Origin of the sequence: Streptomyces sp. NPDC045470 (assembly GCF_040646595.1) — a bacterium.
GTDB lineage: Bacteria > Actinomycetota > Actinomycetes > Streptomycetales > Streptomycetaceae > Streptomyces.
In genome coordinates, this window is the sequence record NZ_JBEZAN010000023.1 from 37,910 (window position 1) to 61,829 (window position 23,920).

Annotated in this window: 24 protein-coding genes and 1 riboswitch; of the genes, 20 read left to right on the top strand and 4 right to left on the bottom strand. The window is 73.0% G+C overall.

The genetic code is table 11. The features are described from left to right. The first annotated feature begins 348 nt into the window (after positions 1 to 348). The 5 genes from AB0A97_RS36450 to AB0A97_RS36470 all read left to right on the top strand — a co-directional run bounded on the left by AB0A97_RS36450 (position 349) and on the right by AB0A97_RS36470 (position 3,931). Positions 349 to 984 carry an ATP-dependent Clp protease proteolytic subunit gene (locus tag AB0A97_RS36450; RefSeq protein WP_361158660.1) on the top strand — a complete coding sequence of 212 codons (636 nt, stop codon included), beginning with the start codon at positions 349 to 351 and terminating at the stop codon, positions 982 to 984. A 7-nt stretch (positions 985 to 991) separates the two neighbouring features. Continuing rightward, entirely contained in the window at positions 992 to 1,297 is a 306-nt protein-coding gene (locus AB0A97_RS36455) for a hypothetical protein (protein ID WP_361158663.1), read from the top strand. 471 nt (positions 1,298 to 1,768) lie between these two features. Beyond that, positions 1,769 to 1,933, top strand: a riboswitch (cyclic di-AMP (ydaO/yuaA leader). 3 nt (positions 1,934 to 1,936) lie between these two features. Continuing rightward, on the top strand, positions 1,937 to 2,410 hold the full coding sequence (locus AB0A97_RS36460) for a C40 family peptidase (protein ID WP_361158665.1): 474 nt from the start codon (positions 1,937 to 1,939) through the stop codon (positions 2,408 to 2,410). 132 nt (positions 2,411 to 2,542) lie between these two features. Next, complete coding sequence (locus AB0A97_RS36465; RefSeq protein WP_361158668.1) at positions 2,543 to 3,151, top strand: DUF6328 family protein; 609 nt, start codon at positions 2,543 to 2,545, stop codon at positions 3,149 to 3,151. Positions 3,152 to 3,328: 177 nt separating this feature from the next. Beyond that, a complete protein-coding gene (locus AB0A97_RS36470; RefSeq protein ID WP_361158670.1) occupies positions 3,329 to 3,931 on the top strand; it encodes a hypothetical protein in 603 nt (200 codons plus the stop codon). Positions 3,932 to 3,958: 27 nt separating this feature from the next. Here the strand turns inward: AB0A97_RS36470 and AB0A97_RS36475 are convergent, their stop codons facing one another. Further along, positions 3,959 to 4,387 carry an ATP-binding protein gene (locus AB0A97_RS36475; RefSeq protein ID WP_361158674.1) on the bottom strand — a complete coding sequence of 143 codons (429 nt, stop codon included), beginning with the start codon at positions 4,385 to 4,387 and terminating at the stop codon, positions 3,959 to 3,961. A gap of 310 nt (positions 4,388 to 4,697) precedes the next feature. Between AB0A97_RS36475 and AB0A97_RS36480 the strand changes: the two genes are divergently transcribed. Further along, positions 4,698 to 5,591, top strand: a complete 894-nt coding sequence (locus tag AB0A97_RS36480; RefSeq protein ID WP_361158677.1) for a helix-turn-helix transcriptional regulator — start codon at positions 4,698 to 4,700, stop codon at positions 5,589 to 5,591. A 9-nt stretch (positions 5,592 to 5,600) separates the two neighbouring features. Further along, positions 5,601 to 5,852 carry a DUF397 domain-containing protein gene (locus tag AB0A97_RS36485; protein ID WP_361158680.1) on the top strand — a complete coding sequence of 84 codons (252 nt, stop codon included), beginning with the start codon at positions 5,601 to 5,603 and terminating at the stop codon, positions 5,850 to 5,852. 23 nt (positions 5,853 to 5,875) lie between these two features. Here the strand turns inward: AB0A97_RS36485 and AB0A97_RS36490 are convergent, their stop codons facing one another. Beyond that, positions 5,876 to 7,132 carry an 8-amino-7-oxononanoate synthase gene (locus AB0A97_RS36490; RefSeq protein WP_361158683.1) on the bottom strand — a complete coding sequence of 419 codons (1,257 nt, stop codon included), beginning with the start codon at positions 7,130 to 7,132 and terminating at the stop codon, positions 5,876 to 5,878. A gap of 146 nt (positions 7,133 to 7,278) precedes the next feature. Here AB0A97_RS36490 and bioB point away from each other — a divergent pair, with 146 nt between their 5' ends. The 12 genes from bioB to AB0A97_RS36550 all read left to right on the top strand — a co-directional run bounded on the left by bioB (position 7,279) and on the right by AB0A97_RS36550 (position 21,273). After that, the gene (bioB, locus tag AB0A97_RS36495; protein ID WP_361158687.1) at positions 7,279 to 8,586 is read left to right on the top strand and encodes a biotin synthase BioB; all 1,308 of its coding nucleotides are present in this window, start codon (positions 7,279 to 7,281) and stop codon (positions 8,584 to 8,586) included. Then, on the top strand, positions 8,579 to 9,889 hold the full coding sequence (locus AB0A97_RS36500) for an adenosylmethionine--8-amino-7-oxononanoate transaminase (protein WP_361158690.1): 1,311 nt from the start codon (positions 8,579 to 8,581) through the stop codon (positions 9,887 to 9,889). Before bioB ends, AB0A97_RS36500 begins: the two co-directional genes overlap by 8 nt. Positions 9,890 to 9,987: 98 nt before the next feature. Beyond that, positions 9,988 to 10,680, top strand: coding sequence for a dethiobiotin synthase (bioD, locus tag AB0A97_RS36505; RefSeq protein ID WP_361158693.1), 693 nt, complete (start codon positions 9,988 to 9,990; stop codon positions 10,678 to 10,680). Positions 10,681 to 10,749: 69 nt separating this feature from the next. Further along, a complete protein-coding gene (locus AB0A97_RS36510) occupies positions 10,750 to 11,427 on the top strand; it encodes a class I SAM-dependent methyltransferase (RefSeq protein ID WP_361158696.1) in 678 nt (225 codons plus the stop codon). Positions 11,428 to 11,482: 55 nt separating this feature from the next. Then, positions 11,483 to 12,781 carry an alpha/beta hydrolase gene (locus tag AB0A97_RS36515; RefSeq protein ID WP_361158699.1) on the top strand — a complete coding sequence of 433 codons (1,299 nt, stop codon included), beginning with the start codon at positions 11,483 to 11,485 and terminating at the stop codon, positions 12,779 to 12,781. 151 nt (positions 12,782 to 12,932) lie between these two features. Next, positions 12,933 to 13,763 (top strand): ABC transporter ATP-binding protein, encoded by an 831-nt coding sequence (locus AB0A97_RS36520; protein WP_361158702.1) that lies wholly within the window; start codon positions 12,933 to 12,935, stop codon positions 13,761 to 13,763. A 6-nt stretch (positions 13,764 to 13,769) separates the two neighbouring features. After that, positions 13,770 to 16,346, top strand: a complete 2,577-nt coding sequence (locus AB0A97_RS36525) for an FtsX-like permease family protein (RefSeq protein WP_361158704.1) — start codon at positions 13,770 to 13,772, stop codon at positions 16,344 to 16,346. 73 nt (positions 16,347 to 16,419) lie between these two features. After that, positions 16,420 to 17,322, top strand: coding sequence for an LLM class F420-dependent oxidoreductase (locus AB0A97_RS36530; RefSeq protein ID WP_361158707.1), 903 nt, complete (start codon positions 16,420 to 16,422; stop codon positions 17,320 to 17,322). A 128-nt stretch (positions 17,323 to 17,450) separates the two neighbouring features. Further along, on the top strand, positions 17,451 to 17,879 hold the full coding sequence (locus tag AB0A97_RS36535) for a GNAT family N-acetyltransferase (RefSeq protein WP_361158709.1): 429 nt from the start codon (positions 17,451 to 17,453) through the stop codon (positions 17,877 to 17,879). A gap of 200 nt (positions 17,880 to 18,079) precedes the next feature. Continuing rightward, entirely contained in the window at positions 18,080 to 19,423 is a 1,344-nt protein-coding gene (locus tag AB0A97_RS36540; RefSeq protein WP_361158712.1) for a hemolysin family protein, read from the top strand. Continuing rightward, positions 19,420 to 20,472 carry a hemolysin family protein gene (locus AB0A97_RS36545; RefSeq protein ID WP_361158714.1) on the top strand — a complete coding sequence of 351 codons (1,053 nt, stop codon included), beginning with the start codon at positions 19,420 to 19,422 and terminating at the stop codon, positions 20,470 to 20,472. Before AB0A97_RS36540 ends, AB0A97_RS36545 begins: the two co-directional genes overlap by 4 nt. A gap of 12 nt (positions 20,473 to 20,484) precedes the next feature. Further along, on the top strand, positions 20,485 to 21,273 hold the full coding sequence (locus tag AB0A97_RS36550; RefSeq protein WP_361158716.1) for an SGNH/GDSL hydrolase family protein: 789 nt from the start codon (positions 20,485 to 20,487) through the stop codon (positions 21,271 to 21,273). A 32-nt stretch (positions 21,274 to 21,305) separates the two neighbouring features. Here AB0A97_RS36550 and AB0A97_RS36555 read toward each other — a convergent pair whose 3' ends face one another. Beyond that, positions 21,306 to 22,178, bottom strand: a complete 873-nt coding sequence (locus AB0A97_RS36555; protein WP_361158719.1) for a polysaccharide deacetylase family protein — start codon at positions 22,176 to 22,178, stop codon at positions 21,306 to 21,308. Positions 22,179 to 22,347: 169 nt separating this feature from the next. Further along, positions 22,348 to 22,716 carry a MerR family transcriptional regulator gene (locus tag AB0A97_RS36560; RefSeq protein WP_361158722.1) on the bottom strand — a complete coding sequence of 123 codons (369 nt, stop codon included), beginning with the start codon at positions 22,714 to 22,716 and terminating at the stop codon, positions 22,348 to 22,350. A gap of 109 nt (positions 22,717 to 22,825) precedes the next feature. On the opposite strand from AB0A97_RS36560, the gene AB0A97_RS36565 reads away from it, so the two are divergent. Next, positions 22,826 to 23,896 carry an alkene reductase gene (locus tag AB0A97_RS36565; protein WP_361158725.1) on the top strand — a complete coding sequence of 357 codons (1,071 nt, stop codon included), beginning with the start codon at positions 22,826 to 22,828 and terminating at the stop codon, positions 23,894 to 23,896. Positions 23,897 to 23,920 lie beyond the last annotated feature (24 nt).

Below are 23,920 nucleotides of genomic sequence, written 5' to 3' on the forward strand. Positions count from 1 at the left end.
CAGGTGTCGCCTCGTGCTGCCCGATGGGGCTGCGGCAGCGGACGCGTGGGGCGGCGGAGGAGGTCCGGCACACCGCACGCCGGGCCGATACCGGAGCGCCCGGGGAACTTCGGCCGGAACGCTGCACCGGCGGCGCGCCCCCGGGCGCGCCCCGGAGACGCGGCCTTACGTCCTGTCACCTTGCGGGTCCGCGGGGGTATCTGACGCCTCATGGGGTTTTCGCTCTCAGCGAGCGACCCGATCCGTACCCACCGAAGGCATTGCTTTCACCCGGCGGAACGTGCTCCCATCTAGCCCTACGTACGTCCTGTACATTTTTTACAGACGCTCAGGGAAGAGGAGCTCCCCATGAACGGCCCCCAGGCCCGATACGTCCTCCCGGAGTTCACCGAACGCACCTCCTACGGGGCCCGGACCATGGACCCGTACTCCAAGCTGCTCGGCGAGCGGATCGTCTTCCTGGGCACCCCGGTCGACGACGCCGCGGCCAACGACGTGATCGCCCAGCTCATGCACCTGGATCACGATGCGCCCGACCGGGACATCTCGCTCTACATCAACTCCCCCGGCGGCTCGTTCACCGCGATGTCCGCGATCTACGACACGATGCAGTTCGTCGGCTGCGACGTCGAGACGGTCTGCCTGGGCCAGGCCGCCTCCGTCGCCGCGGTCCTGCTGGCGGCCGGCGCGCCCGGCAAGCGCCTCGCCCTGCCGGGCGCCCGTGTCCTCGTCCACCAGCCCTCGTTCGACGAGCCGGTGCAGGGGCAGGCCGACGACCTCCGCATCCAGGCGGACGAACTGCTGCGCACCCGGGCGCTGCTGGAGGAACTGCTCGTACGGCACACCGGCCAGTCCCCCGAGCGGATCACCGAAGACCTCGAACGCGAGAAGGTCTTCAGCGCCGAGGCCGCCATGGAGTACGGCCTCATCGACGGGCTGACCCGCAGCCGCAAGCAGCACCCCGCGACACCGGGCGCGAGGTGAGCCCGGTATGTGGCCACCCGAACTGCCGCCGCTGCCCGCGCTGACGCGCGCCGAGGGCGAGGTCGTCGACAGTTACCTGGCGGTCCTGGACCTGCTGGGCCGCATCAACCCCGCCCGCGGCACGGACACGTACGGCAGCCTCCGTGCCGCACAGGCCCTGGTCGGCAAGACCACCGCACTGCGGGACGCGTTGGCGCTGATGCACGACCGGGGCGAGAGCGAACTGCACGCGGGAACCCTGGCGCAGGCCCTGCGCGTACTGGACGGCGAGCGCCGCGCGCGGCTGATCTCCGTACCTCCGCCGCGAAGTTGACGCGCCGTGCCCCCGCCCGGGCGGGGGCACGAGTGCTCTCCCCTCGCACCTCCGGCGCACCAGCACCCCCACCCGCCCCGCGCGACACGCGCCGGGCAAGGGTGACAGGGCGGCCAGGAGGTGCCGGAGCACCGCAAGGGCCCACCCGTTCGGCGACACGAAGCCCGATCGGGCTCGCCCGAACGGCGTAGCCACGGGGCCGCGTGCTGCGCCACACGGCTTGCGCGGCGTACGTACGTGTCGCCCGGAACGTGACGTTCCGGGGCTGGTACGCGGGTCCTCACCCGTCGCGGGCCTCCCACGGAACGACGCCCGTCCACCCGAATGGCGCAGGCGTGACCAACGTCACATACAGCCGTTTCTGCTCGGAATCCGGGCGTGAGGTGCGCAACGATCGCTTCGACGACAAGCCCCCGCCACAGCGGTGGGGCGGTCCGGGCGGACGCCCAATCCTGCCGCCGTACCGGATGTCTGGTCGATGCGCCTGGACCGGCAGGAGCGGAGGACCCGAGCACGACGGGACCGCCGGCCACCACGGCCGGACGGCCCCTTGGGGTGAAGTCGTCGACACGACCGGGCATCTTCGCCTGCCCGAACCCGACAGGCACTCCTTCGCAGGCGGCTGACGAAGGGTTGCGCATGACTGCGCGTACCACCGCTTCCCCTCTGCTGGCGCGGGCCGGAGTGATCTCCTTCATCGCCCTCGCCACGGTCGGCGGGACACTGGTCGTACCAGGAGCCACCGAGGACGCGGCCGCCGCGTCCACCTCGGCCTCGGCACTGCGGATCGCCGCTTCCAAGAAGGGGGCGCCCTACAAGTTCGGAGCCAGCGGTCCACACCGTTTCGACTGCTCAGGGCTGACGCTGTACTCGTTCAAGCGGGCCGGGAAGCGGCTGCCGCGCACCGCGGCGGCCCAGTACAACCGCACCCGGCACCTGTCGGCGTCCTCGCGCCGCGCCGGTGACCTGGTCTTCTTCCACTCCCGCCGGGGCATCTACCACGTGGGCATCTACGCGGGGAAGGGCAAGATCTGGCACGCGCCCAAGCCCGGCACCGTGGTGCGGCTGGAACGCATCTGGTCACGCAGCGTCTCGTACGGGCGGGTGCGCTGACCGCGCGCGAGGGGCCCCCGTGCGGCCACGAGCCCCGCACCGTCCGCGCGCGGGCGCGAACGCGGGCGCGAACTCGCGCACACGCGTGCGCCTTCGAGGAGTGATCAACGCGTCGGCGGATACCCGCACGCAATGGCCCCCCTCACCGACGACCACCGCGACGAACTGCCAGGCCACCCCGAACTGCCGGGAACGAGCGAAACGTCCGAGCCGCCCCGGCCGCGCGGTTCCGCCCGGTACACCGGGTACGCGGACCGCAACGAGACGCCTCTGGAACGCTACGACCGCAACTTCGGCGAACTGCTCCAGGAGCTGCGCGTCCTGCAGACCGGTGTGCAGATCCTGTTCGCCTTCCTGCTCACCCTGGCGTTCACCCCGCGATTTGTGTCCCTGGACACCACGCAACGCGGCTTCTACGTGGGCACGTTACTGCTGGCGGTACTGGCGACGCTGCTGCTCACCGCGCCCGCCGCGGTGCACCGGGTGCTGTTCCGGCGGCGCGCGAAGGGGCTGATCGTGGAGGTCTCCGCGCGGCTGACGGCAGCCGGGATGGCGGTCCTCGCACTGGCGCTGGCCGGTGCCGTGCTCCTCGTCGTCGACGTCGTACTGGGGCGCGGGGCGGGGGTGGTGGCGGGTTCGGTGACGCTGGTGACGTGCGGCGGCCTGTGGGCACTGCTGCCCCGCGTACTGGGTCACCGGAACGGGCACCTCAAGCCGCCGGATCGCGACGCGTCCTCCTGAACACCGGGAGGCCCGGGGGTGGCCTCCCGGTGCGGCGCTCCGGGGGCGGCGCCGTCGGGATCTTTTGTGACCTGGTCGTCCTTGCTTTGACGACGGAGAACCGATGGAGTCTCCTCAGCACGTGAGGAGACCCATGCACAGGCACCTGCCCCAGCACACGCACACCAGGACCGACTCGTGAACCTGCGCGGACTTCTGCGCCGCCGCTCCCCCGCCACCCCCTGCCCGGCCTGCGGCAGCACGGACGTGCTGTGGGAGGACGAGGGTGTCTACGGCGCCGGCGAACTGCTGTGGTGGTGCGCCGCCTGCCTGCATCAGTGGCACCCCGGCGACCTCGGCGCCGGGGCGGGCGGGGGTTCGGTGGCTACCCCTGGCCCGGCCGCCCCCATGGGCACGATCATCCCCGCGGGACCGCAGGCCCCCGCGACCGCAGGCCCGGCATCCCCCGCCAACGGCGCAGTATCGGTACCTCCCCCGACCCCCGCAGCACCGGCACCTCCCACGCCTCCCGCAGCATCCCTGCCCCCGGCCGTCCCGCCGCCGCCGCTCCAGCCGCCACCGAACGCCCCTGGCCCGGCCACCGTCGCCGAACGCGTGATGCACGCCGCGGGGCTGACCCCGCTGGGCCCCTGTCCCGGCGCCTACGAGCCGTGGCCGTGCCACTGTGCCCGCTGCGGCCGTACGACCAGCCCCACCTACCGGCAGGTGCGGGACGAGGGCGTGGGCTGCGCCTGCAGTACGGGCCGCCGCCGCAGACCGCGCTTCCTCACCAAGCCCTGACGAACCCGACGCCGACCGATTCCTTCTTCAGGGCAGGAACGGCTTCCACGGCAACGTGAGCCAAACGGTCTTCCCCCCGGCCGCGGTGGGTTCGACCGTCACCTGCCCACCGGACTCGGCGGCGAGGAAGCGGACGATCACCATGCCCCGGCCGTTGTCCTGCTGCACGGCGGCCGGCAGCCGTTTCGGCCAGCGCGGATGATCGTCGGTGACGCCGATCCACAGCCGCTCGTCGCGGTCCAGCCGGACGTCGACGGTGAAGGCCGGTGACTGCCCGAACGTGTGCTGCACGGCGTTGGTGGCGAGTTCGGAGACGATCAGCCGTACGGTGTCGGCCGGCTCCGTCCCGTCCGGCAGGCCCCATTCGGCCAGGACGTCCATGACGTACCTGCGGGCCTCCGCCACCGACACCGGTGCGCTGGGCAGAGTGAGTGAGGATTCCTGGTGGTCTGCCATCGCGACGCCGTCCCTTTCCCACCGAGGCTCGACTCCGGCCCGCCGCCGGAGGAAGCCGCCATCGCGTGCGGCCTCCCGGGCCCTTTCCGGTCCCTTCGGCTCCGGCCTCGGACTGCTGCTCTGCGCCAGCCTGCCACTCTTGCTGCGACGGTGACGCGTCATCCACCAAGAAGTGCATATATCTGTCGCCCGAAGCGGTGAACTCTGCTACGCGAGACCGTATTTGCGCGGCACACTGTCGGATCGGAACCGGCCATCTGGGAGCGGGCGCATCCGCGGCGCACCCGGGGAGAAGTACGGAGGGAGCGGTATGCGGTACGGGCCCGCGGTGCGCCGCCGCAAGCTGGGCGCGGAATTGCGGCGTCAGCGGACACTGGCCGGATTCACCAGCGGCGAGGCGGCGCGGCTGGTCGGCTGGCACCAGTCCAAGGTCAGCCGCATCGAGACCGGGCGCAGCGGTGCCCGGCCGGCCGACGTCGAACTGCTGCTGGACGCGTACGGCGTGCGGGACACCGAGCTGCGCGCGCTGCTGGCGGCGCTGTGCGGGAACGGCGGACAGGACGGCGACGGCGACAGCGGGCGGCACGGCTGGTGGCACACCTATCGCGACCTGCTGCCGCCGGAGTACCGGGACTTCATCAGTCTGGAGTACGGGGCGTCCCGGGCGCGCACGCTGGAGACGACGGTGGTGCCGGGCCTGCTGCAGACGCCGGATTATGCGCGGGCGGTGACCCGCGCCACGCTGTCGGACCTGCCGGCGCAGCAGGTCGAGGAGCTGGTGGAGGTGCGCGTCGCCCGCCAGGAGGTGCTGCGCGGTGAGCGGCCGCTGGAGTTGTGCGCGGTGCTGGACGAGGCGGTACTGCGCCGGGAGGTCGGCCCGCCCGGGGTGATGGCCGCGCAGCTCCGGCACATTCTGGACGTGGGGCAATTGCCGCATGTGCGACTCCAGGTACTGCCCTTCGCATCCGGTGTGCACATCGGCATCACCGGCCCTTTCGTTATCTTCTCATTTCCGCTCACTTCTGACTTAGATGTGGTTGTTCTCGACCATTTGACGAGTAGCCTCTACTTGGAGCAGAAAGCAGACCTCAGGGCGTACAGCGATGCGTTCGACATGCTGCGGGGGCGCGCCCTCTCGTGCGACAAGTCAGCGCAATTCATCGCCCGGATCGCCGAGACCTCATGGGCCGGCTCCGGCGTCTGAGGAGGCACCATGTCACTTCCACCCGGGCACGACCCGGTCCGCACCGTGCCGCGCGGCGCGCTATGGCGACGCAGCAGCCACAGCACCGCGATGAACAACTGCGTCGAAACGGCACGCGTCGGCTCCGGCCTGCTCGCCGTACGCGACTCCAAGAACACCGCGGGCCCGGCGCTGCTGTTCACCACGGCGGCCTGGAGGTCCTTCGTCGACGGACTGGCCGACAGCGGCTTCGCCAAGGTCGGACGAGCCGGACCCGAATGACCCGCCCCAGCCGGTGACCGACCCTAGCCGGTGGCCGGCGCCGTCCGTACGACGGTCCGGACCGCTTCCCTCGCCTGCCGGGGGGACAGGTCGGCGCGGGCGGTCAGGCGCAGCCGGGAGATGCCGTCGGGTACGGACGGCGGCCGGAAGCAGCCGACCACGAGGCCCGCGTCCCGGCAGTCGGCGGCCCACCGGACGGCCAGTTCCGGCGAGGGCGCCCGTACGGACACCACCGCGGCGTCCGGGCGGACGACCGTCAGCCCCGCGGCGCTGAGCCGCTGGTGCAGTTCCGCCGCCACCGCGCGGACCTGGGTGGCGCGTTCCGGCTCGCGCCGCAGCAGGCGCAGCGCCGTCCGGGCGCCGCCGGCCGCCGCCGGGGCGAGGCCGGTGTCGAAGATGAACGTCCGTGCGGTGTTGACCAGGTGCTCGATCACCCGGGCCGGGCCGAGGACCACACCTCCCTGGCTGCCGAGCGACTTCGACAGGGTGGCGGTGGCGACCACGTCCGGGTCCCCGGCCAGCCCGGCCGCGTGCACCGCGCCGCGCCCTCCGTCGCCGAGGACGCCCAGCCCGTGCGCGTCGTCGACGAGCAGGGCCGCGCCGTGCGCACGGCAGGCGTCGGCGAGGGACCGCAGGGGCGCGGCGTCACCGTCCACGGAGAAGACGGAGTCGGTGACGGCGAGCGCCGGGCCGGCGTGCCCGTCCAGGGACTTGCGTACCGCGTCCGGTTCGGAGTGCGGGACCACGACGGTCCTGGCCCTGGCGAGCCGGCAGCCGTCGATGAGCGACGCGTGGTTGCCCGCGTCCGAGACGATCAGGCCGCCCGGGCCGCCGAGCGCGGTGACGGCGGCGAGGTTGGCCGCGTAGCCGGAGGACAGCACCAGGGCGGCCTCGAAGCCGCAGAACTCGGCGAGTTCGGCCTCCAGCCGGGCGTGCAGCTCGGTGCTGCCGGACACCAGCCGGGAACCGGTGGCGCCGGCGCCCCAGCGGTGCGCGGCCTGCGCGGCACCGCGGGTGACCTCGGGGTGCCGGGCCAGGCCGAGGTAGTCGTTGCTCGCCAGGTCCAGCAGCGGCGACTCGACGGGCCGGGGCCGCAGCGTACGGACGAGTCCCGCCCGGCGGCGCTGTTCGCGGGCCGCATCGATCCAGCCGAAAGCGGCGGTGCGCGCGTCGGCGCCCGGCCCGGAGCCGCGCCCCGGTGCGGGTGTCCCGGCGGGCCCGTCGTGGGGCGGCGCCGGCACGTCGCGGAGCAGGGGCGGCGCGGGGTCGTCCTGATGCATCAGCTTCCTTGGTGTTTGTGGGCTGTCGATAGACGTTAGCGGTCGTTACACCGTCCTACGGTGTGGCCATGCACACACCCCGGATCGGCGCCCTTGTTGGGTTCCTCCATGGTCGCGGGCCGTGGGCGTACGCCAGGATCGTCGCCATGGATCTGCTGACAACGCTGGTGGACAAGGGGCTGCGGCGCGAAACGCCGACCCGCGAAGAGGCGCTCGCCGTGCTGGCGACGTCCGACGACGACCTGCTCGACGTGGTGGCCGCGGCCGGAAAGGTACGCCGCCGGTGGTTCGGGCGGCGGGTGAAGCTGAACTATCTGGTCAACCTGAAGTCGGGGCTGTGCCCCGAGGACTGCTCGTACTGTTCCCAGCGGCTCGGTTCCAAGGCCGAGATCCTCAAGTACACCTGGCTCAAGCCGGAACAGGCGTCCGAGGCGGCCGCGGCCGGGGTGGCCGGCGGCGCCAAGCGGGTCTGCATCGTGGCCAGCGGCCGCGGGCCGACGGACCGGGACGTGGACCGGGTGTCGCAGACCATCGCCGCCATCAAGAAGCAGAACGAGGGCGTCGAGGTGTGCGCGTGCCTCGGCCTGCTCTCGGACGGCCAGGCGGCCCGGCTGCGGGCCGCGGGCGCGGACGCCTACAACCACAACCTCAACACCTCCGAGGCCACCTACGGGGACATCACCACCACCCACACCTACGCCGACCGGGTCGAAACGGTCCAACAGGCACAGGCGGCGGGGCTGTCCGCCTGCTCCGGTCTGATCGCGGGCATGGGCGAGAGCGACGCGGACCTGGTCGACGTGGTCTTCGCGCTGCGCGCGCTGGACCCCGACTCGGTGCCGGTGAACTTCCTGATCCCCTTCGAGGGCACCCCACTGGCCAAGGAGTGGAACCTCACGCCCCAGCGCGCGCTGCGCATCCTGGCGATGGTCCGCTTCGTCTGCCCGGACGTGGAGGTACGGCTGGCCGGCGGGCGCGAGGTGCACCTGCGGTCGATGCAGCCGCTGGCGCTGCACCTGGCCAACTCCATCTTCCTCGGTGACTATCTGACCAGCGAGGGCCAGGCGGGCAAGGACGACCTGGCGATGATCGCCGACGCGGGCTTCGAGGTGGAGGGTACGGACACCACCACGCTGCCGGAGCACCGCGCGGGGGCGCTCACGGGCGGCGGTTGCGGCGGCCACGGAGGGGGCGGCTGCGGGCCGTGCGGGGACGGCGACGCGGCGGCGGAACCGGCCGAGCGGGCCGGTGCGGACGCCGGGACCGCCCCGTCGCAGCCCGAAGAGGCGCGGGCCGAAGGGGCACAGGCCGTAGAGGCACGGACCGAGGAGGCACCGGCCGGCGTCCCCTCCGCCGCTCCCGCCACGGCTGCCGCCCCGGCCGGTGAGGCCCGTACGGACCTGGTCTCCGTACGCCGTCGCGGCGCGGGTACGGAGCTGCCGCCGAATGCCTGAGGCCGCGCAGCTCTCCGTCCCCGAACTGCTGGCCCTCGACCGGCAGCACGTCTGGCACCCGTACGGCCCGATGCCCGGCCGGGACGATCCGCTGGTCGTCGCGTCGGCATCCGGCGTACGACTGCGGCTGGCCGAACCGGTCGAAGGCCGGACCGAATTGGTCGACGGAATGTCGTCCTGGTGGTCGGCGGTGCACGGTTATCACCACCCCGTGCTCAACGAGGCCGCCCGCGGCCAGTTGGACCGGATGAGCCATGTGATGTTCGGCGGGCTCACCCACGAGCCGGCCGTCCGGCTCGCCGCCCGGCTGGCGGAGATCACCCCGGACGGCCTGGAGCACGTCTTCCTCGCCGACTCCGGCTCGGTGTCGGTCGAGGTCGCCGTGAAGATGTGCCTCCAGTACTGGCGCTCGGTCGGAAAACCGCGCAAACAGCGGCTGATGACCTGGCGCGGCGGCTACCACGGCGACACCTGGCAGCCGATGTCGGTGTGCGACCCGGACGGCGGGATGCACGAGCTCTGGCAGGGTGCCCTGCCCCGGCAGTTGTTCGCGGACGCGCCGCCTCCGGGGTTCGACGCCCCGCCGGACCCCGCGTACGAGACGCACCTGCGCGAGCTGGTCGCACGGCACGCCGGCGAACTGGCGGCGGTCGTCGTGGAGCCGGTGGTCCAGGGAGCGGGCGGCATGGTCTTCCACTCCCCCGGCTACCTGCGGGTGCTCCGCGAGGCGTGCGACGAGCACGGCGTCCTGCTGGTCTTCGACGAGATCGCCACCGGCTTCGGCCGTACGGGATCACTGTTCGCCGCCGGGCACGCGGGCGTCACACCGGATGTGATGTGCGTCGGCAAGGCCCTGACCGGCGGGTACATGACCATGGCGGCGACCTTGTGCACGCCGGCCGTGGCGGACGGGATCTCCCGGGGCGAGGTGCCGGTGCTCGCGCACGGGCCGACCTTCATGGGCAATCCGCTGGCCGCCGCTGTCGCCAACGCCTCGCTGGACCTGCTGCTGTCCCAGGACTGGGCACAGGAGGTCAAGCGGATCGAGGCCGGACTGCGGGACGGCCTCGCCGACGCCACCGCCGTCGAAGGGGTGCGGGACGTACGGGTCCTGGGCGCGATCGGTGTCCTTCAGCTCGACCGTGAGGTGGACATGGCGGCCGCCACACGCGCGGCCGTACGGGAGGGCGTGTGGCTGCGCCCGTTCCGCGACCTCGTGTACGCGATGCCGCCGTACATCACCGGGGACGAGGACGTGGCACGGATCTGCGCCGCGATGCGCGCGGTGGCGCGCGAAGGCTGAGCGGCCCCGGCTCGGCCCCGTATCCCTCAGGCCCCGGGGGGCTCCGTACGCGGAGCCCCCCGGGATGGCAACCATGCTCTACGACAGGAGAACCCGACGTGTCGGTGCTGTTCGTGACCGGAACGTGCACAGAGATCGGCAAGACCGTGACCACGGCGGCCCTCGCCGCGACGGCGCTCGCCCAGGGCCGGAGCGTCGCGGTGCTCAAACCGGCGCAGACCGGAGTCAGCACCAACGAACCGGGCGACGCGGCGGAAGTCACCCGGCTCGCGGGCCCCCGGGTCACCACCGCCGAACTGGCGCGCTACCCCGAGCCGCTGGCTCCCGAGACCGCCGCGCGCCGCGCCGGCCTGCCGCCCGTACGGCCCGAGGAGATCGCGGAGAAGGCGGCCGAGTTGGCGGCCTCGCACGACCTCGTCCTGGTCGAGGGCGCGGGCGGCCTGCTCGTACGGTTCGACGAGCGGGGCGCGACGCTCGCCGACGCGGCGCGCCTGGCCGGAGCGCCCGTACTGGTGGTGGCCCAGGCGGGCCTGGGGGCGCTCAACGCGGTGGCGCTCACCGCGCTGGCCCTGCGCACCCACGGGATCGACTCCCCCGGGGTGGTGGTGGGCAGTTGGCCCTCGGCTCCCGGACTCGCCGCCCGCTGCAACCTCGACGACTTCCCTCGGGCGGCCGGCGCGCCGCTGCTGGGCCGCGTGCCGGAGGGCGCCGGGAGCCTGCCGCCGGAGCGGTTCCGCGCGCAGGCTCCGGGCTGGCTGGCTCCCGCCCTGGGCGGCACCGCCGCGCTTTGACAGTGGTGTCCCGGCGCGGCACGGCGGACACTCGAACCGGCGGACGTCGTACGGCGAAGGGATCCAGCCATGTCACAGCGCACGAGGGTCGAGCGGGGAGTCGTGCACCATCCGGTCTTCGCCCGGTGGTACGCGCGGATCGCGGACCACCGCACGGGGCTCACGGGCCTGCGGCGCGACATGCTGGCCGGACTCTCGGGCCGGGTGATCGAGATCGGTGCCGGTACCGGCGCGAACTTCGCCCACTATCCCCGGACCGTCGCGGAGGTCGTGGCCGTCGAGCCCGAACGCACCCTGCGGCAGCGGGCCTTGACCGAGGCGGCCCGGGCCGGCATCCCGGTGGACGTCGTGCCCGCCACGGCGGAGGCCCTGCCGGTCAAGAGCGAAGCCTTCGACGCCGCGGTGCTGTCGCTGGTCCTCTGCTCGGTCCGTGACGTGCAGCGCTCCCTGTCGGAACTGCGGCGGGTGCTGCGGCCGGGCGGCGAACTGCGGTTCTTCGAACACGGACGCTCCCTGCGCCACGGCCCCGCCACCGTGCAGCGCGCCCTGGACCGTACGGTCTGGCCCCTGCTGATGGGCAACTGCCACCTGGCCCGCGACCCGCTGGCCGAACTGCGCGCCGCCGGCTTCACCGTCAGCACCTACCGCCGCAGCCGCATCCTGGGCCCCGGTCCCGCGCTGCCGTGGACGGTGCTGGGCGTGGCACGACCGGCCGAGGAGGGCCCACAGGATGAGGACGGCGGCTGACGACCAGACCTGAGGCTGACGCGCCGGGCCGGTGCCGGTCCCTAACGTCTGGCACATGATCAGACATTTCCGGGCGGCCGGAGTCGCCGCCGTGTCCCTGTTAATCGCCCTCCCCCTGCTCCCCCAGCCGCTCGCCGCGGCAGCGGACACGTCCCGGGCCGCGTCCCCGTCCGCCACGGGCAGCAGGGACGCCAGGGACGTCACGGCCCCGAAGGCCGCCACCCGGCCGCGCCTGCCCGCCCCCACCGGGCCGTACGCGGTCGGCCGCGCCACACTGCCGCTCACCGACCACAGCCGCCGCGACCCCTGGGTCCCCACCGCGACGTCCCGCGAACTGATGGTCGGCCTCCACTACCCGGCGCGCCGCGGCACGGGCACGTCCGCGCGGTACGCCACCGTCGAGGAGAGCCGGCACCTGATCAAGGCCCAGGGCTGGGAGAACGCGCTCACTCCCGAAGCCTTGAGCGCCACGGCCGTACACAGCCGCACGGACGCCCGCCCCGTGTCCGGCACGTACCCGCTGCTGATCGTCTCGCCCGGCTTCTCCGCGCCCGGTTACTCCCTCACCGGCCTCGCCGAGGATCTGGCCTCCCGGGGCTACGTCGTCGCGACGGTCGACCACGCCTACGAGAGCACCGGCACGGCCTTCCCCGGCGGCCGGACACTGACCTGCGCCGCCTGTGAGCAGGTGTACGGCACCGAGGACGGTTTCCGGCGGGCAGCGGCAGGCCGGGGCCAGGACGTCTCGTTCGTGCTGGACCGGCTCACCGGGCACGCTTCCGCCTGGCGCTACTCCCGCCTGATCGACACACGGCACATCGGCATGGCCGGACACTCGCTCGGCGGCGCGAGCGCCGTCTCCGCCATGGCGCGCGACAGCCGCATACGGGCCGGCGTCAACATGGACGGGGCGTTCCAGGACCCGGTACCCGCCGACGGCCTCGGTCCCCGCCCCTTCCTGATGCTCGGTGCCGACAACGAGGTGCACCGGCCGGGCGGCCGGGACCGTACCTGGGACCAGGCCTGGAGCCGTCTGGACGGATGGAAGCGCTGGCTGACCGTGGCCGGTGCCGACCATCTCACCTTCAGTGACGCCCCCGTCATCACCGACGCGCTCACCCCGCCCACCACGGACACCACCGACATGACCGACACCACGGCTCCCACAGCCTCCACGCCCCAACAGCCCCCGCTGTCCGGACAGCGCTCGGTCGCCCTCACCCGCACCTACGTGGCGGCGTTCTTCGACCGGCATCTGCGGCACATACCGCAGCGCCTCCTCCAAGGCCCCACGACGGACAACCCGGAGGTGAAGTTCCACCGTCCGGCACCGTCCACCCCGCCCGCCCGCTGACCGTCGACCCGTCCGCCGGTTCCCGGCCCGGGCAGCGGCGTCCGGAAGCGGCCCCACGGGGGATGCCAGGACGAGGCAAGCTGTCCTACTGTCGTGGGCCATGGGGGAGTTGCCGCCCCGTACGGCACGGGGCCGACGGCGGGAGGCTGACGTGTTCACACCGGTCCCGGGTACGGCGGAGGGTGCCGCGGGCGGCGGCGAGGCGGCCGCGCGGGCGGTGTCGCTGGTCAAGACGTACGGGACGGGCGAGGCCCAGGTCGTGGCGCTGGACGGCGTCGACGTGTCGATCGGGCGGGGGCGGTTCACGGCGGTGATGGGGCCCTCCGGCTCGGGGAAGTCCACCCTGATGCACTGCCTGGCAGGGCTGGACACGGTGTCCTCGGGCCGGGTGTGGCTGGGCGGCCGGGAGATCACCGGCCTGGACGACCGGCAGTTGACGCGGCTGCGCAGGGACCATGTCGGCTTCGTGTTCCAGTCGTTCAACCTGCTGCCCACCCTGACGGCCGAGGAGAACATCACCCTGCCGATGGACATCGCGGGCCGCAAGCCGGACCGGGAGTGGCTGCGCGAGGTGATCAGCACCCTCCGGCTCGGTGACCGCCTGCGGCACCGGCCCTCCCAGCTCTCCGGCGGGCAGCAGCAGCGGGTGGCGTGCGCCCGGGCCCTGGCCGCCCGCCCCGCGCTGATCTTCGCGGACGAGCCGACCGGCAACCTGGACTCCCGCTCGGGGCGGGAGGTGCTCCAGACCCTGCGGGAGGCGGTGGACGACCTCGGGCAGACGGTCGTGCTGGTGACCCACGACCCGAACGCGGCGGCCCACGCCGACCTCGCGCTCTACCTGGCGGACGGCCGGATCGTGGACGAGATGGCGCAACCCACCGCGGAGTCCGTGCTGGCGCGGATGCAGGTCTTCGCGGCGGGCCCGGGTCCGGCCCCCGGCCCCGGCCCCGGCTCCGGCTCCGGCCCGCTCCCGAACGGCTGACCCGCCGTGTTGCGGGCCACGCTGCGGAGCTTCTTCGCGCACAAGGGCCGGCTGCTGCTCTCCGCCCTCGCCGTGGTGCTCTCGGTGGCGTTCGTGGTGGGCAGCCTGATCTTCTCGGACACCACCGGGGCCACCTTCGACCGGCTCTTCGCCTCGACCGCCTCGGACGTCCAGATCACGCCGCGGCAGGACTTCGACGCACCGGGCGGCATCGGTTCGGCCGCGACCCCGACCGTGCCGGCCGCCCTGCGGAACCGGGTCGCCGGGGTGCGGGGAGTGGCGGACGCACAGCTCGACGTACAGGTGGACCGGGTCACCGTCACCGACGCCCGCAGCACACCGGTGGGGCCGACCCGGAACGCGCCGTCCACCGCCACCAACTGGGCCCCGGGCGAGCACAGTCCGGTACGGGTGGCCGAGGGCCGCCCGCCGCGCGGCCCGGGCGAAGCGATGGTCGACCAGGACACCGCGGACCGGGCAGGCGTACGGATCGGTGACACGCTGCACGTCATCGCCCCGCCGGGCACCTTCCCCGTACGGGTCGTCGGCATCGCCGCCTTCACCACCACCAACCCGGGCTCCTCCCTGGTCTTCCTGGAGACCCGGACGGCCCAGCGCGGCCTGCTGGGCAGCACGCACCAGGCGACCGGAGTGTCCGTGGACGCCGCGCCCGGTGTGCCGGACCGCGTGCTCGAACGGCGGATCGGCGCCGCGCTGGGGGCCGAGGCCGCCGCGTACGACATCCGGACGCGGGCCGAGCAGAAGAAGACGCAGGCCGAGCAGTTGGGCGACTTCCTCAGCGTGCTGAAGTACATGATGGTGAGCTTCGCGGGGGTCGCCGTCCTGGTCGGCGTCTTCCTGATCGTCAACACCTTCTCGATGCTGATCGCGCAGCGCACCCGGGAGCTGGGCCTGCTGCGGGCGCTCGGCGCCGACCGCCGCCAAGTGCGCCGCTCGGTGCTGCTGGAGGCGTTGCTGCTGGGTGTCACCGGTGCCACGGCCGGGCTCGCGGCGGGCGTCGGTCTGGCGGTCCTGCTGGTCGTCGCGATGGGCTGGTTCGGGCTGCGGCTGGACGCCGCCGACCTGGTGCTGGACTGGCCGACGGTGGTCGTCGCGTACGCCGTCGGGGTGGGCGTGACCTTCGTCGCGGCGCTGCTCCCCGCGCTGCGGGCGGGCCGGATCTCCCCGATGGCCGCCCTCGCCGACCTGGAACTCTCCGGCTCCGGACGGCCGTTGCGCCTGCGCGCAGCCGCCGGGTCGCTGGTGGGCGCGGCGGGGCTGGCCGCGCTGGCGGGCTGTGTGCTGAGTGACCGTACGGCGGTGGCCGGGTCGCTGCTGGCGCTCGGGGTCCTGCTGACGCTGGTGGCCGGGGTGATCGCGGGGCCGTTGCTGGTGCGTCCGGTGATCCGCCTGCTCGGGCGGGGCCTGGAGCCGGCGTTCGGCGCGGTGGGGCGGATGAGCCGCCGCAACGCGCTGCGCAATCCCCGCCGTACGGGGGCGACGGCGGCGGCCCTGATGGTGGGGCTGGCGCTGGTGGCCGGGCTGTCGGTCGCCGGGGCGTCGGCGGCCGCTTCGATCGCCCGGCAGATCGACCGGACGCTGGGCGCCGACTTCGTCGTGCAGAACGCGTCGTTCGCGCCGTTCTCCGACGAGGTCACCGACCGGGTGCGCGCGGCCCCGGGAGCCGGCACGGTCGTACGCCAGCGGATCGTCCCCCTGAAGCTGCGGCTGCCGGGCGGCCGGTCGGTCACGACGGTGGCCGGGGCCTTCGACCGGAACTTCGACGCCGTGGCGAAGGTGACGTACACGGTGGGCAACACCGCGGCGGCGCTGGCGCCCGGACGGGTCGGCATCCAGGCGGATTTCGCGCTGGAACACGGCCTGCGGGTGGGCAGCCGGCTGGACGCGGTGCTGCCGTCCGGGAAGTCCGCCCGGTTCACGGTCGGTGCGCTGACCGAGAACTCCGGTTCCGCGCCCGGCATCCGGGGCGGTGTCTTCATGGGGACGGCCACCCTGGAGAAGTACGAGCCGGGCGGGCAGAATTCCGTCCTGTACGTGAACGCCGCGGGCGGCACCGACCCGACGCGGCTGCGGGCTGCCCTGGAGCGGACGCTCAAACCGTTCCCGCAGGTCCAGGTGCACGACCGAGCCGACTACAAGGAGCTGGTCAGTGGTCAGATCCAGGGACTGCTCAACCTGCTGTACGGGCTGCTGGGGCTGGCCGTCGTGATCGCGGTGCTGGGCGTCGTCAACACGCTGGCGCTGGCTGTCGTGGAGCGCACCCGTGAGATCGGGCTGCTGCGCGCCGTCGGCCTGTCCCGGAAGCAGTTGCGCCGGATGATCCGGCTGGAGTCGGTGGTGATCGCCCTGTTCGGCGCGGTCCTCGGGCTCGGCCTCGGGCTGGTCTGGGGTGTCGCCACGCAGCGGGTGCTGGCGCTGGAGGGGCTGACGGCGTTCGCGGTGCCGTGGTCCACGGTGGCCGCAGTGGTGGTCGGGTCCGTCCTGGTCGGGCTGCTGGCCGCCCTGCTGCCCGCGCTCCGCGCGTCCCGGCTCGACGTACTGGCCGCCATCGCCCATGAGTGACCGGCCGCGCCCGCACTCCGTCCGGCTCCGTCCCGCTCCCCACATCCCGCATCCCGCATCCCGAGGGGGCCCCGTGCCACGCCCGTTCCGCTTCGGCGTCAACATGCTCACCATCGAGTCGGGGCCCGCCTGGCGGCAGAAGTGCCGCCGGGCCGAGAACCTCGGCTACGACGTGCTGCTCGTACCGGACCACCTGGACCGGCCCGCGCCCTTTCCCGCACTGGTCGCCGCCGCCGAGGCCACCGAGCGCCCTCGCCTGGGCACCTTCGTCCTCAACGCGGGCTTCTGGAACCCGGCCCTGCTCGCCCGCGAGGTGGCCACCACCGATCTGCTCACCGACGGCCGACTCGAACTGGGCCTGGGAACCGGCTACGTACGTGCCGAGCACGACCAGGCGGGCCTGCCCTGGGGCACCCCCGGCGAGCGGGTGGACCACCTCGTCCGTACGGTCGAGGAGTTGGACCGGCTGCTGGGCGACCCCGAGCACGCGCCGAAGACGGCCCAGCGGCCCCGGCCACCCCTGCTGATCGGTGGCAACGGCCCGCGCGTGCTGCGCCTCGCCGCCCGGCACGCCGACATCGCGGCCTTCACCGGCGGCCGGGCCGCACCCGGCAAACCGGAGGGCACCCTCGAACTCCTGACGCCGGACGGGCTCGACGCCGCGCTCACCGTGTACCACCAGGCCGCCGCGGACCGTCCGGCACCGGCCGAACTGAACATCCTGGTCCAGCGGGTCACGGTCACCGGCGACCGGCGCGCCTCCGCACGCGAGATCGCCGCGCACGGCATCGGTGTGGACGAGGAACAGGCGCTGCGGATCCCGACGTTCCTGTTCGGCACGGCCGCGCAGATGGCCGAACAGCTCCGCGAGCACCGTGAGCGCTACGGCTTCTCGTACATCACCGTGCTGGATCCCTCCATGGAGGCGTTCGCGCCGGTCATCGAGGAACTGAAGGGCAGTCAGCGCGGCCGGTGAGAGCCGTCGGTACGGCCGCGGCCCGCCGTACGGACCGGGACGCGCGGCCTCCGGTCCGTACGGGTACGGCGTCTCGGAGTCCGGAAGCCGATGGCGGCGTCCCGCTGTTCCGTGCTTGGCTCACGCACATGATCGATCTACAGCTCCGGACGGCCGTACCCGAGGACGCGGAGGCCGTGCTCGCCTTCTGGCGCGAGGCCGCGGAGGGCACCTCCGTCACGGACGACGTGGACGGGGTGACCCGGCTGATCGGGCGGGACCCGCAGGCCCTGATCCTCGCGGAGTCCGGCGGCACCCTGGTGGGCTCCGTCATCGCCGGGTACGACGGCTGGCGGTGTTCGCTGTACCGGCTCGCGGTGCTGCCCCCGTACCGTCGGCAGGGGGTCGCGACGGCGTTGCTCGAAGCGGCCGAGCGGCGTTTCCTGGCGGTGCGGGGCAGGCGCGGGGACGCCATGGTCCTGGAATCGAACGAGCGGGCCCAGCGAGCGTGGTCGGCCGCCGGCTACCGGCGCGAGGACCACTGGCGACGCTGGGTGAAGCCGCTGGCACGGCCCTGATCCGCCCCGTCACCCCCGGCTCCGCCCCCTCCGCGCCGGAGTCCGCCACCTGTTTTGCGCATCCTTTACCATGGATGCTTCCCGTTTCCCGATGAAAGGAGTGAGCGTCCAGCCATGGGCGAGCCTCCCAGTTGTCATTCCGTCCGCGTCCGAGGCGCGAACCTCCCGGTCCTGTTCGATCATGGGACGGAGGTGACCCGATGACCGAGCTGCTCCTCCTGGCCGTGGCCCTGCTCCTGACCCTGGCCTGCGGCGTCTTCGTCGCGGCCGAGTTCTCGCTGACGACCGTCGAGCGCAGCGACCTCGAACGCGCCGCGGAGCGCGGCGAACGCGGCGCGGACAGCGCGCTCGCGGCCGTCCGCAGCCTGACGTTCCAGCTGTCCGGCGCCCAGCTCGGCATCACCGTGACCGGTCTGGTCATCGGCATGCTCGCCAAACCGTCGATCGCCGCCCTGCTGGCCGGCCCGCTCGACGCCCTCGGTCTGCCGCCCGCCGCCGGTGACTCCGTGGCCCTGGTCCTCGGTACGGCCGTCTCCACGGTCCTCCTGATGGTCATCGGCGAGCTGGTGCCCAAGAACTGGGCCATCTCCAGCCCGCTGCCCGTCGCCCGCCGGGTCGCCACCGCCCAGCGCGGCTTCAGCGCCGCCTTCAAGCCGCTCATCGGGCACCTGAACAACACCGCGAACCGGATGATCCGCCGGATGGGCATGGAGCCCGCCGAGGAACTGGCCTCCGCCCGCGGCCCGCAGGAACTGGTCGCGCTGGCCAGGCACTCCGCCAGGGAAGGCGCCCTGGAGCCGGACACCGCCGAGCTGTTCGTCCGCACCCTCGCCCTGGCCGACCTGACCGCGGAGAACGTGATGACACCGCGCGTGCAGGTCACCGCCCTGGACGTGCAGTCCACGGCCGAGGACGTGGCCGTCGCGACGCGCGCCACCGGCCTGTCCCGCTTCCCCGTCTACCGCGGCAGCCTGGACACCGTGGTGGGCGTCGCGCACATCAAGGACGTGCTGGCCCTGCCCGCCGAGCGGCGCTTCCGCCACCCGGTCGCCGAGCTGCTGCGCGAGCCGCTGCTCGTACCGGAGACGCTGACCGTCGACCGGCTCCTGGACCGGCTGTCCGGCCGGCAGACGATGGCCGTGGTCATCGACGAGTACGGCGGTACGGCGGGCGTCGTCACCCTGGAAGACATCGTCGAGGAGGTCGTCGGCGAGGTACGCGACGAGCACGACCCGATGGAGACACCGGACCTGGCCCCGGCGGGTGAGGACGCGGACGGCCGGGCCCGCTACGAGGCGGACGGCGCGGTCCGCACCGACCAGCTTGAGCAGATCGGCCTGAAGCTGCCGGAGGGCCCGTACGAGACCCTGGCCGGCCTGATCGCCACCGAGCTGGGCCGGATCCCGGCCGCCGGGGACAGCCTGGAGGCCGCGGGCTGGCGGATGGACGTCCTGGACGCCTCCGGCCACCGCGCGGCGCTGGTACTGCTGCACGCGCCACTGCCGGACAGCGATGACGACGAGAACGGGGAGGAGACCCGATGACCGCGCTCCAGTTGTTCATCGGCCTGCTCACGCTGGTCGTCAACGCGTTCTTCGTGGGCGCCGAATTCGCGATGATCTCGGTGCGCCGCAGCCAGATCGAGCCGTACGCCGAGGACGGCGACCGCCGGGCGGACCGGGTCCTGTGGGGGCTCCAGCACGTCTCCGGCGTGATGGCGGCCGCGCAACTGGGCATCACCCTGTGCACCCTGGTGCTCGGTGCCGTCGCCGAGCCCGCCATCGCCCACCTCCTGGAACCGGTCTTCGACGCGGTCGGCATGCCGGACGCCCTGGTCCACCCCGTCTCCTTCGTGCTCGCGCTGGCCGTGGCGACGTATCTGCACATGCTCTTCGGCGAGATGGTGCCGAAGAACGTGGCACTGGCCGAGCCGGTGCGTACCGCGCTGCTGCTGGGGCCGCCGCTGGTCGCGCTGACCCGCGCGCTGCGGCCGGTGATCTTCGCGATCAACACGTTCGCCAACACGCTGCTGCGCCTGCTGCGGGTGGAGGCGAAGGGCGAGGTGGCCGCGACGTTCTCGGACGACCAGCTCGCGAAGATGGTCGAGGACTCGCAGGCCGCCGGGCTGCTGGACGACCGGGCGAAGGAGCGCCTGCGGGACGCCCTGGAGCTGGGCCGCCGTCCGGTCGCCGACGTGGTGGTGCCGGTGGAGAAGGTCGTCACGGCCCGGCTGGGCATCACGCCGGAAGGCGTGGAGGAGCTGACCGCGACGTCCGGTTTCTCGCGCTTCCCGGTCGTCGACAGCACCCGGCGCATCCTGGGCTACCTGCACGTCAAGGACGCGCTGGACGCCTCGCCGCGGGACCTGCCGTTCCCGCTCTCCGCGCTGCGGCCGATCGCCCGGGTACGGGCCGGGACGCCCCTGGACGACGTACTGTCGGCGATGCGCGCCTCCCGTACGCATCTGGCGGCGGTCATCGGCACCGACGGCCGCCTGGCGGGCCTGGTCACGATGGAGGACGTGCTGCGCGAGCTGGTGCTCCAGCAGCAGCCCCAGAAGACCGCACCGGCCGCGGGGGCGTCCCGGAGGTAGGATTCCTCCGCCATGGAGATCAATGCCACCTACACCAGTTTCGTCGCGGTGGGCGACAGCTTCACCGAGGGCATGTCCGACGCCCTGCCGGACGGCTCGTACCGGGGCTGGGCGGATCTGCTGGCCGCCCGGCTCGCGGCCCGTACCCCCGGCTTCCGCTACGCCAACCTCGCGGTGCGCGGCAAGCTGATGGGGCAGATCCTCGACGAGCAGACCGGTCCGGCGGCCGCGACCGGCGCCGACCTGGTCACACTGGTGGGCGGGCTGAACGACGTACTGCGGCCCAAGTGCGACGTGGACCGGGTCTGCGGCCTCCTGGAGGAGGCCGCGGGACGGCTGGCCAAGGACTGCGGACAGCTCGTCCTGATGCGCAGCCCCGGCCGGCAGGGGCCGGTCCTGGAGCGGTTCCGGCCCCGGATGGAACAGCTCTTCGCCCACATCGACGCGCTGGCCGTGCAGCACGGCGCGATCGTGGTGGACCTCTTCTCCTCCCGGGCGCTGGCCGACCCCCGGATGTGGGCCGAGGACCGGCTCCATCTGAACGCGGCGGGGCACGAGCGGGTGGCCGAGGCCGTCTGGCAGGCGCTCGGCCTCCCCGCCGAGTCCGACTGGGACGCGCCGCTGCCCGCCTTTGTCCCGCCGGGGTGGACGGCCCGGCGCACCTCGGACGTGCGCTTCGCGCGGCAGCATCTGGTGCCGTGGATCGGCCGGCGCCTGACCGGCCGGTCCAGCGGGGACGGCCGCGCGCCGAAGCGTCCCGACCTGCTGCCGTACGAGGACGTGCGGCAGCGGGAGGACTGAGCCGCCGCGTCAGGAGTCCGGCCCGAGCGCCCTCACTCCCCCGCGCGGGCCGTCGTCCGTGCGTAGTGCTCGGCGATCTCGTCGCTGGTCGTCAGCCACACGCCGGGGTGGTTCGCGATGTGTTCGAGCGCCTGGTCCAGGTACTTGTGCCGGAACGGCTGGTTGATCACGAAGGGGTGCAGGACCAGGGACATGACCCGGCCGCTCGTCGCGGAGTCGGCGTACAACTGGTCGAGCTGGTCCTTGACGATCCGGACGAAGTCCGGCCCGCTGAGGCTCTTGCCGACGAACAGGCTGATGTCGTTGACCTCGATGGAGTACGGCACGCTCAGCATGCCCGGTACGTTCAGCCGGTACGGCTGGTCGTCGTTGGCCCAGTCGAGCACGTAGTCCAGGCCGAGTTCGGCGAGCAGTCCCGGTGTACGGAAGGTCTCGGTGAGCGCCGGGCCGAGCCAGCCGCGGGGGCGCCGGCCGGTGGCCTTCTCGATGGTGTGCACGACCTCCGTCAGGTAGGCGCGCTCGTCCTCGACGCTCATGTCGGCCTGGAAGGTGGAGTTGTCCCGGCCGTGTGCGATCCACGTCCAGCCGCGCGCCCGGCCCGCCTCGACGATCTGCGGGTAATGGCGGGTGACGTCGGAGTTGAGCATCACACTGGCGCGCAGGCCGTACCGGTCGAGGCTCTCGATCAGCCGCCAGATGCCCACCCGGGGGCCGTAGTCGCGCCAGCCGTAGTTGAGCGGGTCGGGCGCCAGGGCCGCGGTACCCGGGAAGATGCTGGTGGAGGGGCGATCGATCCGGTAGTGCTCGACGTTCAGCCCCACGTAGAAGGCGACGCGGGCGCCGCCCGGCCAGTGGATCGGCTCCCGCTCGACGATCGGGCTGTAGTCGAAGAGTTCGTTGTCCATCGTCCCCCGCCTCGGGCTGGTCCGGTGTCCGCGCGGGGCGTCCGTACGGGGCACCCGCGCTCGATGTTCACGCTATCGCGAACATGATCCGGCCGCGCCGTGACCCCCGTCACACCCACGCCTCCGGCGGCGGCTCCGGTCGCCCGGCGAACCTCCCCTTCCCCCGCACTCACGACGGGTGGCAGGCACCCCCCGCACGCACCGCCGCGGTGGCGGTGGCGATAAGGCCGTCGAGCCGCTCCCGGGATCGCACCAGGCCACCGATCTGCCGGTCGATGCGGTCCCGCTCGCCGGAGAACCAGGTGAGCAGTTCCGGGGTGGCGACGCCGCTCTCGCACGCCAGCAGCGTCCGGATCGACTTGCTGGGCAGCCCGGCGGCGTAGAGCTGACGGATCAGTTGGACGCGGTCCACCGCGGAATCCTGGTAGAGCCGCTGACCACTGGGGCTGCGCTCCGAGGCGAGCAGTTGCTGCTCCTCGTAGTAGCGCAGAGCGCGCACGCTCACGCCCGTCTTCGTGGCGAGTTCACCGATCCGCATCGTGTCCCCCAGGTGTTCCGGCTCACACAGCTTGCCTCTGACGTCAACGTCAGCTCTTAACGTGGCGAACGCACGCCCCATTCCCCCTGTGAGAGCAAAGGACACCCCTGTGACCAGCTTCTTCGACAGTTTCCCGCTCGGCGCCCTCCGGCTGCCCAACCGTCTGGTGATGGCCCCGATGACGCGGGCCCGCGCCTCCGCCGACGGCATACCGAACAGCACGGCGGCGGCCTATTACGCACAGCGGGCGACCGCCGGACTGATCGTCAGCGAAGGTGTGCAGCCCAGCGCGCAGGGTCAGTCCAACCCGTACACCCCCGGCCTCCACAACGACGCACAGGTCGCCGCCTGGCAGCCCGTGACCCAGGCGGTGCACGCCAACGGCGGCCGGATCTTCGCGCAGCTCATGCACGGCGGCCGGGTCGGGCACCCGGAGGTCGTCGGGCACCACCCCGTGGCACCGTCCGCGGTCGCCCTGAAGGCCGAGCTGTTCACCGGCCCCAAGGGGCGGCTGCCCGCCCCCGTCCCCCGCGCGTTGTCGACGGCCGAGGTCCAGGGCGAGGTACGGGTCTTCGCCGACGCGGCGCGGCGAGCGGTCGACGCCGGCTTCGACGGTGTCGAGCTGCACGGCGCGAACGGCTATCTCATCCAGCAGTTCCTCTCCTCGAACGCGAACCGGCGCACCGACGCCTACGGCGGTTCCGTCACCGGCCGCATCCGTTTCGCCGTCGAGGCCGCGGAGGCCGCCGCCGACGCCATCGGCGCCGACCGCGTCGGTATCCGCCTCTCCCCCGGCGGCACCGTCTGGGACATGACCGAGGACGACGTTCCGCGACTGTACGGCGCCCTGTTCGACGCCCTCGCCCCGCTCGGCCTCGCTTACGTACATCTCCTGGCCACGGCGGAGGAAGAGCTGCTCGTCGCGCTGCGCAAGGCGTGGCCGAACGCGTTCATCCTCAACCCCGGCGGTCAGATCGGTCCGCGGCCGGGCGACCAGGAGAGCGGCGAACACTGGCTCGGCCTCGGAGCGGACCTGATCAGCTACGGCCGTCCCTATCTCGCCAACCCCGACCTGGTGGAACGCTTCCGTGCCGGACTGCCGTTGCGCGACACCGACCCGGACACCTGGTACACGGGTGGCGACACCGGGTACCTCGACTTCCCGAGCCACCAGTACTGACCCACGGACGGCGCAACCGGCTCA